Source organism: Aquimarina sp. KJ22-3 (genome assembly GCF_055808215.1).
Genome location: NZ_CM147859.1, coordinates 5,009,344 through 5,024,625, shown reverse-complemented (window position 1 = coordinate 5,024,625; position 15,282 = coordinate 5,009,344). Strand labels below are relative to the sequence as shown.

The window sequence follows — 15,282 nt, the reverse complement described above, 5'->3', positions numbered from 1 at the left end:
TTACTTATGATTTAAGGCCTTTTTATGGCAAGTTTATGATCTCTACAGTATCTCCAATGGTTACTTCTGTAGTATCTTCAGGAAGATATACCAAAGCGTTGGCCAAGGCAAAAGATCGTAACATTGAAGAGGCTTGCGCATCTAGAATGGTAATTTGCCCAAGATCATTATGAGCTTTTAGGAAAGCAGCTCGTTCTCCTTTTTTTGTAAAATTAGTATTAGCAATCCCTTTACTGCGTTCAAGATGATAGTTGGTATATCCTGAAAGTTTAAGAATTGCAGGCAATACATAAATGTAGAAACAGGATAAAGAAGATGCTGGATTTCCGGGTAGGGCAAAGATGGTTTTGTTTTTATGTTTTCCATAAAACAAAGGTTTTCCCGGCTTTTGTTTTACTTTATAAAATACCTCTTCGACACCTATATTTCGAAGAGCTTTGCCCACAAAATCATAATCGCCAACAGAGATTCCTCCAGAAATAAGAATAACATCATGATCTGCAATGGTCTTTTCTAGTAGGGTTTGAGTAGCGTCATAATTATCGGATACCTTGTAGGTGTTCACTTCAGAAAAACCGGACTTTTGTAATGCACTGACCAGCATCAAAGAATTACTTTCGTAGATCTGCCCGTATGATAAAGGTTGTCCCGGAGCTACAAGTTCATTCCCTGTAGTGATTATAGCAATAGTTGGTTTTTTGTATACCTCAATTTCAGTAACACCAAGCGTCGCCAGATATCCAATGCCAGCGGCGGTAATTTTTGTGTCTTTTGATAAGGCAATATCTCCTTTTTTAATTTGCTCACCTACTTCTCGGATATTGGCCATGGGTACAGTTGATTCCTGAAGCGTTATTTGATGGTTAGAGACTTCTACTTTTTCCTGAATAACTACCGATTTTGCAGCAGATGGGACAGGAGCACCAGTAAAGATGCGTATAGCTTGTCCTTCCTTTATTTCGGGATCCTCGGTATCTCCTGCTTTCACTTCATTAACCAAGATATAGGTCGTTTCCTGAACAGAGCCTAGTGCATAACCATCCATAGCCGATTGCCGAAATGGTGGCATATCGATAGGAGAAAAAACATCTTTTGCTAACACACAACCTAAAGCTTCGGATACCGAAATTGTTATAGTATTGCTGGTCTTTTGGGTATGTTGTTCTATGAATTGAAGAGCTTGCTGTACGGATATCATAATTTTATTTGCTAATGAGGTAAAGGTACAACGAATTGGGATGAGAGAAAAAGAAAGAGGTTATCTAAAATGTAAATTTTGTAACCCTCTTTCTTGTAAAAAAACCAGAATTCTCACAAACCAGCTTATCATATAGTTCAAGTATTTAGCATTTGTTAATGTCAGTTTTTATGATTTTTAAACAAAAAACGGTCAGGATTTTTGACCTGACCGTTTTTCGTTCGTTGAATGTAATTTTTTAATCTAATAAGTTGTTCGTTTTTGATAGCATTTTCTTTAATAAATCATAGAGACACAATTGTTGTGATTTTTAGAGAAGGATTGATTTGAGAAATGATCGTGATACTCTTATCGGTTTGTTGAATCACTTTGGTCTCTGGAATATCGATCATTTCATTATCCCTTTTAATTTGTAAAGGGCTTCCTCTCTTGTACAATGTATCCGTTTGACTCATAAATTGAACCGGTTTAGGATCTTCTCTCACAAAGTCCGACCTTAAATACACTGATAATGGCCTTGGATTAAAATCAATTAACCAGCTTATTAATTCCAAATTCGCTGGTGTTGTAGATTTTGTTTCTCCGTTTAAGAAATTTACGATCGGCTTAAATTTGTCACCTTTAACCCTTTCGATTGCATGAAGTTTGTTTTCTCCTTCTTTAAACTTAAAGAAACGATCGAGAATACCCTCATCATACTTTTCATTTCTTCGAGACAATAGCCATATACATGCCTCTTTAATCTGCTTTCTAGTAGGTTGGAGAAGATAGCTACTCATCTCTCCGCCTTTTTCCCTTTTGTACTTCTCAAGAATTTCATTCTTGTAAGTAACACTCGTTTTTCTCTCCATAATGGTGTTAAATTATTGGAATCTATAGGATTTCTAAGGAATCTTTGGAATCCCTGGAATTGTTTATGCACATAGATTTGGGTTCTTAGTAAATTCACATTAACAATTTGTTCCGATTACATATTGCTAACATAGTAAATGTATGGACTTACTTGTTACGGGAATCCGTAAAGTGATACCGATGGCACCAGGAAAGTAGCCATAATGTATCGCCTCTGGATTTTCAACTTTCCAAAAATAAAATAGGAGTACTCCCTTATTAATCCCCCTGCCTAGAAATACCAGGTCAACCCTGGCAGGGATCACTATGTATAAACCTAAAAAATGAAAACGTATGAAAACTATATTGTATACCCTAGTAGCCCTTTTTATGATCGGAAGTTTCACCTCTTGTACAACAGATAGTGTTGCCGATGAAGATGTTTCTTTTGAGTTTTATTCAACCACCGGAGAAAATGGACAAGTGGGTGGTGAAGATGAAGGATAGTATTATTACTACAGTTTTATAATTTGTTTGTAATATTAAATTGGGTGTATATTGACTTTAAGTAATATACACCCAATTTAATTTACTAATTTTGGAATATGAAACTTTGGCGTGTCAATTTCCATATCCTAATCGGATACTTGGGAGTTATATTCTTTTTTAACATTTCGGTTTATAGTCAAACTAACTTACAACAGGATTTAATTGCTCAAAGACAATTAGATACCGTATTTAGTTATTATCAAAAAAGCGATGTAGATTCTATTGATATATCGAAAAGGTTATTTTACATTTCTACTTTTTTAAAACTAATTGAACCATATCAAGAGGATACTCTAGTTTATATGGGTTTGATGCGAAAGACAAAACTTCAAAATTTAGCAAAGCAGTATGATAGTGCTGTAACATATTCAGAAAAACTATATGATTTATCGAATCGTAACAATGATACCTTACATATTATTAGGGCATCGGCAAAGCTAGGTCTTTATCATAAAAATAATAACCAACTAAAAGAATCCTTTAAGTTTTATAATGAAGCTTTCAGAGTATCCAGAAGGGTTGGGGACAGTGCTAGATCAGGAAGATACTTGCTACAAATGGCAAATATTCAAAACATATTAGGAGATTTTTCAGGAAGCAAAGCAACCGCAATTGAAGGAGTAAAATTTGCAGAGAAGATTTGGGATATAAAAAGACTTTCAGGGTTATATCATATAATTTCTGTTTCCAACCTAGAACAAAATAATTTTGATGAAGCTTTAAAATATAATATTGCAGCCCTTAGTCTAGGAGAAAATAAAGAGGATGCCGAAATAATAGGTAGAAAGCATATGTTTGATTACCAAAATACTAAAGCCAATATTTTAAGTGGAAAGAAAGACTTTAATCAGGCAATTTCTATTCTAGATACATTAAGAAAAGAACCATCGGTTATAGGCAATAAAGAAATGTATGCAAGAGTTTTAAGTAATCTAGGACATATTTTATGGCTTCAGGATAGTCAAAATATTACCTCTGAGGAATTGTTACTGCAAGCTCGAGGGATTCGAAAAGAAATAAATGATGCAGAAGGATTGATAGCTAGTAATATACACTTAACAAAATTTTACCAAGAAAATGATAAGGGAAAAGCATTGTTTTTTGCAAATTCTGCTTATCAAAATGCTTTAAAAAGGGAAAGTTTAGTATCTATTATAGAAGCATTAGGTTATGTAATTCAATTAAAAGATAGCCCTGAAGAAGCTAGGATTTACCATAAAACTAGTAAAGAATTAGAAGAAATTAATCAAAGTAACAGAGCCATTTATGTTGAAACAAAATACGAAAACGACAAACTCACTACAGAAAACTTAGTTTTAAAAGCTGAGACAGCCAAAAAAGAAAGACAACGTATTATTTACCTGTTTGGCTCTATTCTTATCGTATTAATTGCAGGTTCCGTTTTTTATATGGTTCAACAACGACACAAAAGACAAATCATCCGCAATGTCTATGATGCGGAGGCTAGGATTTCCAAAAAGTTGCATGATGAGCTGGCCAACGATGTGTATAACGTGATGATCCAAATACAAAATGATCAAAGTCGCAAAGAAGTATTGGACAAACTAGAAGATATTTATAATAGTACCCGTGATATCTCCAGAGAAAATAGTAGCTTTAATGAAGTAAGAGATTTCCATTTGGAGTTGAGTAATATGCTGAGTAGTTATAGTGCCGACTACACCAAGATCATCATTAAAGATGTAGGAGAAATCAATTGGCAATCCATCACTCCAGAAAAAAGATCATTGTATATCGAATATTGCAAGAGCTGATGATCAACATGAAAAAGCACAGTGAGGCAAGCTTGGTAGCGATCACGTTCAAGAAGGAACAAAAAAATATAAAAATCACCTATGCTGATAATGGTGTTGGCGTAGATAAAGATGAGATAATTTACAGCAGTGGATTGCGAAATGCGGAAAACCGTATAAAAACGATCGGAGGATCATTTATATTTGATTCAGAAATGGAAAGAGGTTTTAAGGCCACAGTACATTTCCCGAATTAATAATAATAGTGAGCTATGTTTAAGAAAGTTTTAGTAAACGAAGATCTCGGAAGTATTAATCATGGAGTAGCTAACATCCTTCATGAAAGAACGAGAATAAAGGAGATACAGCAAGCACAGTATTGTGATGATGCCTATCTTAAATTTAGAAGAGCACTAAAAGATCAAACCCCATTTGACTTATTAGTAACTGACTTGTCTTTTAAAGAAAGTCATAGAGAACGAAAATTAGTTTCAGGAGTAGAACTTATCGAGGCTGTACGTCTTATACAGCCCAATATTAAGGTCATTGTCTATTCTATGGAGGATCGACCTGCAAAAGTGAGATCTCTTTTTGATGAACATAATATTAACGGATATGTTTGTAAAGGTCGTTATGGGCTGAATGAATTGGTGCAATCTGTATACGAAGTGTACAACGAGAATCGATTTATTTCGCAACGATTGTCTAATATGATGAGTAAGCACAATGTTTTTGAACTTAAGGATTATGACCTTTTGTTATTGAAACATTTGTCTGATGGACTTACACAAGAACAGATAGGAGAATATTTCAAGAAAAATCATATCTCTCCAAACAGTATCAGTTCTATCGAAAAACGATTGAACAAGCTAAAATTTAATTTTAAAGCTAGAAATGCCATTCATTTGGTAGCAATGACCAAAGATTTAGGTCTTTTATAGCAACAAAATATGGAGCTTACGGGTTCCCGTAAGGAATTGTCATTTATTAATTTTAATTTTGAATTTCGCCCTATTTATGTACAATAGTGGCGAAATTTGGATATTGTATAAATAAAAACAACCCCGCAATTGTAAAACTTTGGCGAGCCAACAAAAGCAGGGTCTGAATAACGATTGATTTAAAAAAATCAACCATTAAAGGATTTTATTAAATAGATATATTCAAAAAAATCTTGATATGCTTTTTTGAATATAGCTATAGTAAATCTTACTATAAATGTTTGTATGTATCGATGGAGTCTTTCTTATTCCTCATGCACAATATAGTAAGAAGCTTTTAAATATTTATCATATAAACTCTTTTTTTGGTTGATTTTTGATCAATCTAACAGCTTGTTTTTCGAAGAAAATCTATAAATAGTTGGTAGAATAAATATAGAAATTTATTTTTAATTAACTGATAACAAAGTATTTGTGTGTGCTTTGACAAGTGTGCATAAAAATTATTACAAGTCACTATTTACCTACGTTAAATCTTTGTTTTTGGGTCAAAAAAATGATACACTCGCCCCACGCTATTCATTAAGAAGTGAATGATTTTTTTGATCAGCGAATAAAGATTGCAAATGGTCCGTTTCTATACCCAAAAAGCCAGATCTGGTAAAAGATCTGGCTTTTTTATTTCCCTTGTTTATATCGTTTGTTAATTAGAAAATAACTAAAAAATTTAGGGTGGGTTCATAATTCTGTGTTCTAATAAAAAAGCGTTTAATTTTTTAAAGATCATTAATTATGAAAAAAGTGAGGTGGAATTATTTACTAGTGATTTTTGTAGCTATGGCAATGCTTAGCATACAATCATGTAGCAAAGATGATGATGCAACTGGACCCACGGATACACCAGTAGTAGGAACCGATCCGGGAGATGAAGATGGAGAAGATATCAAGAATATCACACGCTATAAGGTAGATGGAGAAAATATCATAAAAGACCAAGATTTTGAAGTTACCGGACAAGCATTAGCATTTCAAAGAGATACTCAAAAACATCAGGAAATCTGGGAGCTAACAAAAAAGATAATTCCACTGGATTATAGATCCAAAATGAATGAATTCATGATTTATATGGGTGGAGAAAGTGGTGTATTAGGATATGTAGTCGAACGTACATCCGATCTTTCTAAGTGGCAAATGGGAATTGCAATCGATTATGCGTATGAAAGAGGTTTTAATGCAGACGGTGAGTTAGCGTATACCATCATACACGAATTTGGGCATATCATTACTTTAGAAAAACAACAAGTAGATTCCGCAGTGTTACCAACAGATTGTAAAACCTATTTTACGGGAGAGGGATGCGCAAAAGATGAATCACACATCAATAAAATTTACCAAAACCATTGGGCTGATATCTGGAATGAATTTCAAGATGTAAATACAGAAACTGATGCGCAAAACTTTTATAACAAGTATCGAGAGCGTTTTGTTACTCAATATGCATCTACAAATCCAGGAGAAGATATAGTTGAAGTATTTGCCACGTTTGTTACCCGAGCCGGAGGGGTAAATGGAACAAGCGGAGCCGAAAAGAAAATCCAATTGTTATATGATAGTACAGAAATGGTGAAGTTAAGAGATTATATCCGAGGTAATATTGCCAAGAGTGGTAGAAGTTTCTTACCAGAACCTGGAGCATGGAGAAGAGCTAACACTTTTGGGAATAAGCATAAATCTCATTGTAGTCATGGTCATAAGGCAAGAGAGTAGAAAATTGTGAAACTTTAAAACAAGAAAAGTATGAAATATTTGATGATGCTTTTGGTCCTGCTGAACTTTTCATGTCAGTCTTCAAAATCAGTAACCGAAGATCCAGAAGTTTTGGTGTATTATTCCAAAGGAAGGTGTTTAGGGAAATGCCCGGTATATGATCTTTGGGTGTATCAGGACGGAAGCTTTTTGTATTCTGGCATAGATTATGTTTCAGTAAAAGGAAAAATAAAAAGCAGATTGAAAAAAAGGAGTTCAATGCTTTAAAAAATATGATCGATCAAGGTTCTTTTGAAAAAGTGGTTTTTAATAAAGGAAAGGATAGACCTGTTACCACGCTAAGAGTTAATGGAGAAGAGTACAAATATTACCCATCTGCATTATCCGGAGATATCAAAGAACTGAACACAAGGATGAAGCAAATAGTGAATCAAATTGTTGCTAATTATTCACCTTGAAAAGAGATAAAGGAATAGTTAGCTGGATATACGATAAAAAGGGTAGGCAAATTATTTTATTTTATATTCCAGAAGGAGAACCTGATGAGCTAGCTCATCAGGTTTTTTCGTTCCAACCGAGCAGCATACAATAGTTGTTTAAGTTTCCTTTTTTTACTTTACATCTAGTTTCGGCTACATCTTTCTCTGTCCTGTATACTAATGATTCGCAATAATCAATACGATTAGCATCAGGAAGCTTTGAGATCACTTTTCTGTACAATTTGTCTACTTGAGACAAGGTCTTGGGTACTTTTTTTCTAAAAAAGAACATTTTACGTTTAGTTTGGGGTTATTTAATCAGGTTTTAAGGTATCGTGACCTATATCAAAATCTATTCCCAATCCCGTAGGTAAATCATAAAGTTTGTTAAGGTTATTCTATTTGCTACAAGCTCTTATAGGCGATACATCTCTGTTTTGAGTTGCTAATTACTTTTCAAAAAGATGAAACATGATCAAAATAGTCCTTATTGATTGTTGGGTATTTGATAATCAGTTATTTATAGTTTGGTGGTTTTTACGAAAATTTTTCGTGGAATTAATTCTTAAAACACTTCAATTGTCAAATATTTATTTTTTCAAGATTTACTTTAGGATACTTATAAATTTTTAACACAAACTAAGTGGTATTGATAATCAAGATATTCCCGAAAAGTGAAATTTGATTGTTGATCCAAAATCGTAGAAGTATTCTAACTTAAATCATCTAATTATGAAAAGAATAGTAAGTATTGCCGTATGTTTTACCCTTATGTTTTTTAGTTGTTCAGATGCCTTGGACACTGATAATTTACCAGAAGATGCAGAAGCACAGGAAAAATTCATAGATGCTAATGGTTATATTAGTGATAACCGTACCGATGGGTATAACCAAGGGTATTTTTGGACCATTTACAAAGAAGGAGGATGGGGAAAACTTACCTTCCCCTATGCTAATCAATATGCAGGAAATTTTCAGATTGAGTACAAAGACAATAAGGATATTGTTGGAGGAAAAGGTTGGAGAACAGGAAGTGGCAGAACAATCAACTACAACGTAGGATTGTTACAAGGATCCTATGATTTTGTTGGTGTTTATGGTTGGACAAGAACGCCTTTGGTAGAATACTATATCGTAGAACGCGGAAATATTGCCGGGCAAGATCAAAACAAAAATTTTAATGCCAATGGCCGGAATTACAAGTTCAAGAAAAACACTAGATATAATGCACCCTCTATTTTGGGAACCAAAACATTTAATCAATACATCAGTCAGCACGGAAACGTCGGTACTGGCAACAATAAGAAAATAAGTGTGCAAACCCATATCAATCACTGGAATCAGCATGGAGGACACCAACAGCAATGGGGTAACCTTAGGGATTTTGATTATCAGGTATTTGGTATAGAGTCTTTTAGCCAGGGTTGGGGAAAAATTAATGCCACCGTTTGGTAAAAACTAGCATAAAAAGTATAAAAAGGGCTGTTGCTATTGCAAACGGCCTTAAGTTGTTGTGTAGGGTAATTATGAAAAGACTAATTGTTTTTTTGGGCGTGCTCATTTTTTGTTCTTGTACATATATAAAAGATGATAAGAGTGTTTCTAATGATTTGGTTCTGGTAAAAGGAGGTTTTTTTGTCAATAAACACTCAAATCTCTATAAACGAAATGTCCGTGTCGATGATTTTTATATGAGTAAAACCGAAATCACTCAAAAAGAATGGTTGGCTGCAATGGATACTAACCCTTCTAAATTTGAAGGAGATGATCTTCCTGTAGAAATGGTGAGTTGGTATGACTGCATCGCTTATTGCATCCAAAGAAGTAAACAGGAAGGATTGGAACCGTATTACAAGATCTTCAAAGACACTATTGATGAGTTCAACAAGTCTAAGTATGATACCGTGAAGTGGGTGGTTAGCATATATCCACTTTCTAATGGGTATCGATTACCCACAGAGATAGAATGGGAGTATGCCGCAGGAGGAGGACAACTCAGTAAGAGTTATACGTATAGCGGAGGTAATAAAATGAATGCAATAGCCTGGTATTGGAGGAATTGTGGAGATCAATTTTTAACTGAAAATTGGAACTATCAAATCCTGGAAAACAATCATGGAAGAACAAGGCCAGTGGCTAGTAAAACTCCCAATGAACTTGGTCTTTTTGATATGACGGGAAACGTTCGTGAATGGTGCGAAGATTGGTTTGAAAACCAAGAGATACCCTCAGGGCATTTTCGCAGTCATAGAGGAGGAGGTTGGATAGGTGTCGAGATGTTTATGAAAAATAATGATAGAGATTATTTTGAAGCGAATGGGGTGGGACCAGATCAGGGATTTCGTGTTTGTCGAAATGTTGGGAAATAGCAAATTTAGTATTGACTAAAAAAGAAATTAGAACTCAATAACCTATTTATATGATGGTCATTCAAAATGGAACTTCAAAATACCCTGTTTTTTACAAGTACAAATAGATAATAATTCTTTGTGGATTCACATTGTTTATGTTTTTGTAATCAACAAGTTACATGGGTGAAATTACCTTCAGGAATCAAAAAAAAGCTCTAAAAATTACAGGTCTCACAAGGTTCAAATACCACAGAAAAATGCCAAAAATAATCGATCAATTAAATTCAAAAATGCGCTGTTAACGCAGTAATAATACGGGGAAACCGCAAAATACAATCTGTTAATCACATAATTTAGTTTTAATGATAAAAAGAGTGAGATTCTTTTTTATATTTGGGAAAAGGGCTTATGTTAAAGAAAGATACTTTACAATCTTCAAAAGATGATTTTTGATAGGGATTAGGGATAATATTTAACATCAAAATGTAACTCACAGAATCTAATAGGATTATAGTTGTTTTATATTTTGAACCTTAGGAAAATATTTAAAAAATTTGCTTAGAAAATACATTGATCATAAACTAAATTTCTTGTTTGTTGAAAGCTTAGTTGTTGTAGATTATGAAATCCGAAATTTAAAAGGTCGATTTTATTCTGATAAGAATTTTAATGAACTTCATGGGCTAGTTACATAATGGCAATCATTAAAAATAAAAGTACTGGAGAAATTGTATACCTTAATACCCAACATACATTTGGGAGGAATCGCAACGTTGCTAATACCTATATTGCAGAAAAGGATATATCTCAATCACATGCGTTAGTCTCATGGCGCGGTAGTAATTGGTATCTTCAAGATCATAGTAGAAATGGTACTATTGTAAATGGAGAGTATATAAACAATACTGCTGTAAAGCTTTCCAAAGGACATAAAATACAGTTTGGAGAGCACGAATCAACACAGTGGGACATCTTAAATGTGGATCCTCCATCCAGTTATCTTAGATCTGTTAAAGACCCAAACAAAGTAATAGAATTGACCTCGGGTCATGCATTTCCAAATGAAGAAAAACCAGAGATTTTGATCTATCCTGAAGATGCTATCTGGAAACTCGAAAAAAAGGGACTATAATAGATTTGATTCAGAATAGTAGGTACATCATTGATGATGAAGAATACATCTTTATCGAAAATCAAGTCTTAGAAGATACTATGGATAATGGGTATGTGGTAAACAATGCCTACTTCCAATTTATCTTGAGTTCTGATGAAGAACATATTAATATCAAGATTATTACTCAAAATCTCGAACTGGATTTGGGAGAACGCGTTCACAATTATATTCTCCTGGCGCTGGCCAGAAAAAGATTGGAAGATGTACAAATGGGTGCTGTTATAGGAGATCAGGGTTGGATGTCAATCGAAGATTTACTGGAAGACATGAGTAAGGAGTTTGGTAAAGAGCTAGATCCTTACTACTTGAATCTAAAAATCTATCGCATCAGAAAATTATTACTGGAAACAAAACCATATGGTTACCTCTTCTCTAACATCATTGAAAGACGATATGGTGAAATACGCTTTGCACATCAGTTTTTTCAAATCTTGAAAGAAGATCAGTGTATAGGTGAAGTTTTAGCAACAGCAAATTAAATTGAATTATAAACTTAATAAATACGGAAAGACAATAATTTAAAACTAAATCATGGAAAATCCCTCGACTAAGCATACCCCCAATGTCGATATTGAACTTGAAAACTACAGCATAATTGAAAAGATTGGTGAAGGAGGTTACGGAATTGTATATAAGGCCAAACAAATTAGTACAGGCCAGACCGTAGCCATCAAAATACTGAAGTTTAAAGAAATACCGGATCAAAAGTCTATAAAGCAACAAATTGCTCGTTTTGATCGCGAGACAAAGCTTTGTGCAGAAATTAATCACCCCAATATTGTAAAGTTATTGGATAAGGGTTTTACTGCCAATCAGGAGCCTTTTGCTGTCTTCGAATATATCTCTGGGCAGACTTTAAAAGATTTAATCACTTTACATAACGGCTTGTCTGCCGATGAAACGGGTGTCCTTATGGGGCAAGTCCTGGATGCTCTGGTAGCAGCACATGCCAAAGGGATTATTCATCGCGATCTTAAACCTCATAATATCATGGTGACCCAAACCGGAACCAGGTCACACATTAAGATATTAGATTTTGGAATAGGAATTTTTACCCATGATTTCAGAACTGACGATTATAAAGATATTACACTTACTCACGAGGTGATTGGTACCCCCGCCTATAGTTCTCCTGAACAGCTAAGAGGAGAACCACCCACGGTAAAATCAGATTTATATGCATGGGGATTGATTGTGTTGGAATGTCTTACAGGCCAACCTGCGATTCAAGGATCAAATGTAGCAGAGGTATTTCAAAAACAATTAAACCCGGCAGATGTACCTTTACCTCCTTCAATTTTTGGACATTCTTTGGGTAAAGTACTCAATCGTGTTTTAGAAAAAAATCATACGAGACGTATTGCTAGTGCAGCATTGGCTTATGAAGAGTTTTCTAAAATCAATTTTAATACTCTGGTAGGACAAGTACAACCTCAAAAGGAAACTGCATTACAATCTGATGACGCTACCGAAGTAAATCAATTAGTATGGCGTAGCGCACATAGCGAAAAAAGACAGATTACAGTACTGTGCGCCAAACTTATTCTATCTGTATCCGATCATGCAGTGATGGATATGGAGACATTAGAAACGATTCAGAAAGATCAGTTGCATTTATGCAAGGATGTAGGGGTTCGTTTTGGAGCCCATATTTCAGGGGTTATGGCAGATACTATTGTTATGTGTTTTGGCTATCCTCAAGGAAGCGATAATGATGCTAGAAGGGCAGGACGAACAGCGCTAGAACTGATAGGTCAACTACAAAAAAGAAGTACTTTGTTATTTGCAAATCATGGAATTGCGCTAGAAATCAGAATAGCCATGAATTCTGGAACAGTACTTATCAAGCACAATACAGCTCCTGAAGGATTGGTGACCAACACTGCCTTTAATCTTTTATATACAACCCCGCCAGGACAGATTCTGGCAACCGCAACGACCAGAAAATTATTAGATGCGCATTTAGAATTTGAAGAATTCACTACCAAAGAATTCTCTGGAATTGTAAATACAACAGATGTGTATTTGTTAACAGGAGAGCGCCAGACCGAGGCGCTTTCTAATTTGAGTCCACGAAGTGCCGATCAAAAAATGATCGGTCGTGAGAAAGAACAGAAAGAGATCTTTACCACTTGGGAATCTATACAACCTAATAACGGAAAAGCGATAGTAATCAAAGGACAAGCCGGAATAGGAAAATCCAAGTTGATTTACGAAACCAAGAAACAATTGATCAATAATGGGTTTGTAGTACGTGAGTGTCGATGCCTTCCAGAGCATCAGAACAATGCGTTGCATCCTGTTTTTGAAATGTTGAAAAGAGATATTGGGATACATGATCCAGAATTGGTGATCCCACATCTGGAGGAAGCCTTAAAAGAAGCAAACTGCGATACTGAAAAAGCGATCCCCATCATATGTTCCTGGTTTTCTATTCCATTAGGAGACTCCTATCAAGTTTCTGAAGCCTCCCCTACCGAACAAAAGGAGATCTTATATGATGCCTTAGAAAAACTAGTATTTCATATAGATACACATAAAAAGTTTACGGTCATTGTCGAAGATTTGCATTGGATCGATCCAACAAGTTTAGATTTTTTGAGTACAATAATTTCAAAGTTGGATCAGAAAAACTTCTTTTTGTTAGGAACCGCCCGTCCAGAGTTTGAGTACGATTGGAATTCTGAAAACATTTCCGAGATATCACTGCAAACACTGGATCAGATAGCTACAGAATCTCTGATTAAGGATATATTATCGCAACAACCAATAGCATCTGCTGCGCTAGATTATATCGTAGAAAAGGCAGACGGGATACCATTATTTATAGAGGATTTAACCCGAATGTTGTTGGAAGAAAAGTATTTGGTTCAAGAAGAGGGAACATATACGTTGGCACAAAGTTTTGATGCTACTTCGGTTCCTGTAACACTGAAAGGGTTATTAAATGCTCGATTGGATCATATCGGTTTTGCCAAAGAAACCGCTCAATTAGCTGCTGCGATAGGACGTGAGTTTACTTATGATTTATTGGTGAAATCATCACTACACGATGAGGGTATGGTGCAAACCAACTTGAATGCACTGATGGACGCCAATCTGATTTATCATCATCGTAAAGTGCAAAATGAAAAGTATGTATTTCGTCACGCTTTAATTCGGGATGCAGCTTATGATAGTATGGTGTCCTTACTCAAACAGGAGGTCCATGGCAGAATTGCAGAAACCATCGAGAGTGATTTTGATGATATGGTGAGAGATAATCCTTTTGAACTTGCAGAGCACTATGCACATGCCAGGTCTTACGAAAAAGCCATACATCACGGGCTGAACAAAACAAAATTCTCCATACGAAGATCCTTAAACCAAGAAGCCTATAACGAATCCTTGAAATGTCTGGAATGGATTGAGCAATGTGATGAAGGAATAACCTCTTGGAAAAATGAGTTGGAAACCAATCGAATTATCATTCCTGCCCTTATGGTTTTGGAAGGATATGGTAGTGAGCAGATTGAAGTGTTTTCGAAAAGAGCAATGCAGTTAGAAGAGCTGCTCAAAGACGATGTTGATTTTATGGAAACCTTCCAATCCAGTGGTGCGGATCATACCAGTAACTGGGGATTAGCGCAGTATCACCATATGCGTTCTAATCGAAAGGAAGCAATGTATCTGTGTAAGGCAATGATCAGAAAAGCCAGGAAAACAGAAACAAGACAAAATTTATTGGATAGTCTACCTCTTATGGGAATGTTTGTGACTACCGATGGTTTTCTACCTGAAGCATCTGCACATTTTGAAGAAGCGTTGTCCTTATATAATAAGGATTTGGACGTAGAGATCGCTTTTCGTAATGGGATTGATCCTAAAGTTCATGCGCATGTCAATTACGCATTTAGTTTAGCGCTACAGGGAGATATTGAAGCGGCCAAACGTCATGTTAAAGAAGGTCGTGATTGGGCGATACAAATAGAACATGTTCCTTCTATTGCGATCACAAATGTGTACTTTATACAAATCGCCTGGTTAACCAGAGATGAAAAGTGGATTGAGGAACTTAACGGTATCAGTACTACATTTTTTGAAGAATACCCCGAAATGGGATTTTTGGCAGAGTACTCCAATGTATATAATTACTGGAGGATAGGTAAAACGGAAAATCAAGAAGGTTTTTCTGATATGAGGATTGTTTCAAAACAAACCTATCTACATTCTTATCTGGAGGAGTTTTAATTGACACT

15 protein-coding genes are annotated in these 15,282 nt (G+C 35.1%); 12 read left to right on the top strand and 3 right to left on the bottom strand.

The window, feature by feature from the left end; translation table 11 throughout:
- Positions 1-22 precede the first annotated feature (22 nt).
- Both AC0L3Q_RS23090 and AC0L3Q_RS23085 read right to left on the bottom strand, forming a co-directional pair.
- Positions 23-1,198 carry a molybdopterin molybdotransferase MoeA gene (locus AC0L3Q_RS23090; RefSeq protein ID WP_473283315.1) on the bottom strand — a complete coding sequence of 392 codons (1,176 nt, stop codon included), beginning with the start codon at positions 1,196-1,198 and terminating at the stop codon, positions 23-25.
- A gap of 284 nt (positions 1,199-1,482) precedes the next feature.
- Positions 1,483-2,049, bottom strand: coding sequence for a hypothetical protein (locus AC0L3Q_RS23085; RefSeq protein ID WP_473283314.1), 567 nt, complete (start codon positions 2,047-2,049; stop codon positions 1,483-1,485).
- Between the two features lie 334 nt (positions 2,050-2,383).
- On the opposite strand from AC0L3Q_RS23085, the gene AC0L3Q_RS23080 reads away from it, so the two are divergent.
- The 7 genes from AC0L3Q_RS23080 (at position 2,384) to AC0L3Q_RS23050 (ending at position 7,498) form a co-directional block, all read left to right on the top strand.
- Positions 2,384-2,536 (top strand): hypothetical protein, encoded by a 153-nt coding sequence (locus tag AC0L3Q_RS23080; RefSeq protein WP_473283313.1) that lies wholly within the window; start codon positions 2,384-2,386, stop codon positions 2,534-2,536.
- Positions 2,537-2,634: 98 nt separating this feature from the next.
- Positions 2,635-4,353, top strand: coding sequence for a hypothetical protein (locus AC0L3Q_RS23075; RefSeq protein WP_473283311.1), 1,719 nt, complete (start codon positions 2,635-2,637; stop codon positions 4,351-4,353).
- 8 nt (positions 4,354-4,361) lie between these two features.
- Complete coding sequence (locus AC0L3Q_RS23070; protein ID WP_473283310.1) at positions 4,362-4,589, top strand: hypothetical protein; 228 nt, start codon at positions 4,362-4,364, stop codon at positions 4,587-4,589.
- Between the two features lie 15 nt (positions 4,590-4,604).
- Positions 4,605-5,273, top strand: a complete 669-nt coding sequence (locus AC0L3Q_RS23065; protein WP_073318122.1) for a response regulator — start codon at positions 4,605-4,607, stop codon at positions 5,271-5,273.
- Positions 5,274-6,065: 792 nt separating this feature from the next.
- Positions 6,066-7,040, top strand: coding sequence for a zinc-binding metallopeptidase (locus tag AC0L3Q_RS23060; protein ID WP_473283309.1), 975 nt, complete (start codon positions 6,066-6,068; stop codon positions 7,038-7,040).
- Positions 7,041-7,070: 30 nt separating this feature from the next.
- On the top strand, positions 7,071-7,307 hold the full coding sequence (locus AC0L3Q_RS23055; protein WP_473283308.1) for a DUF6438 domain-containing protein: 237 nt from the start codon (positions 7,071-7,073) through the stop codon (positions 7,305-7,307).
- A gap of 5 nt (positions 7,308-7,312) precedes the next feature.
- The gene (locus AC0L3Q_RS23050; protein WP_473283307.1) at positions 7,313-7,498 is read left to right on the top strand and encodes a hypothetical protein; all 186 of its coding nucleotides are present in this window, start codon (positions 7,313-7,315) and stop codon (positions 7,496-7,498) included.
- A gap of 97 nt (positions 7,499-7,595) precedes the next feature.
- On the opposite strand, the gene AC0L3Q_RS23045 is transcribed toward AC0L3Q_RS23050, so the two are convergent.
- Positions 7,596-7,811 (bottom strand): hypothetical protein, encoded by a 216-nt coding sequence (locus tag AC0L3Q_RS23045; RefSeq protein WP_473283306.1) that lies wholly within the window; start codon positions 7,809-7,811, stop codon positions 7,596-7,598.
- 440 nt (positions 7,812-8,251) lie between these two features.
- Here AC0L3Q_RS23045 and AC0L3Q_RS23040 point away from each other — a divergent pair, with 440 nt between their 5' ends.
- The 5 genes from AC0L3Q_RS23040 (at position 8,252) to AC0L3Q_RS23020 (ending at position 15,274) form a co-directional block, all read left to right on the top strand.
- On the top strand, positions 8,252-8,974 hold the full coding sequence (locus AC0L3Q_RS23040) for a glycoside hydrolase family 11 protein (RefSeq protein WP_473283305.1): 723 nt from the start codon (positions 8,252-8,254) through the stop codon (positions 8,972-8,974).
- Positions 8,975-9,045: 71 nt separating this feature from the next.
- Positions 9,046-9,888, top strand: coding sequence for a formylglycine-generating enzyme family protein (locus tag AC0L3Q_RS23035; RefSeq protein ID WP_473283304.1), 843 nt, complete (start codon positions 9,046-9,048; stop codon positions 9,886-9,888).
- A gap of 676 nt (positions 9,889-10,564) precedes the next feature.
- The gene (locus AC0L3Q_RS23030; protein WP_473283303.1) at positions 10,565-11,002 is read left to right on the top strand and encodes an FHA domain-containing protein; all 438 of its coding nucleotides are present in this window, start codon (positions 10,565-10,567) and stop codon (positions 11,000-11,002) included.
- 5 nt (positions 11,003-11,007) lie between these two features.
- Positions 11,008-11,523 (top strand): hypothetical protein, encoded by a 516-nt coding sequence (locus tag AC0L3Q_RS23025; RefSeq protein WP_473283302.1) that lies wholly within the window; start codon positions 11,008-11,010, stop codon positions 11,521-11,523.
- Positions 11,524-11,575: 52 nt separating this feature from the next.
- On the top strand, positions 11,576-15,274 hold the full coding sequence (locus AC0L3Q_RS23020; RefSeq protein WP_473283301.1) for a TOMM system kinase/cyclase fusion protein: 3,699 nt from the start codon (positions 11,576-11,578) through the stop codon (positions 15,272-15,274).
- The last annotated feature ends 8 nt before the right edge of the window (positions 15,275-15,282 follow it).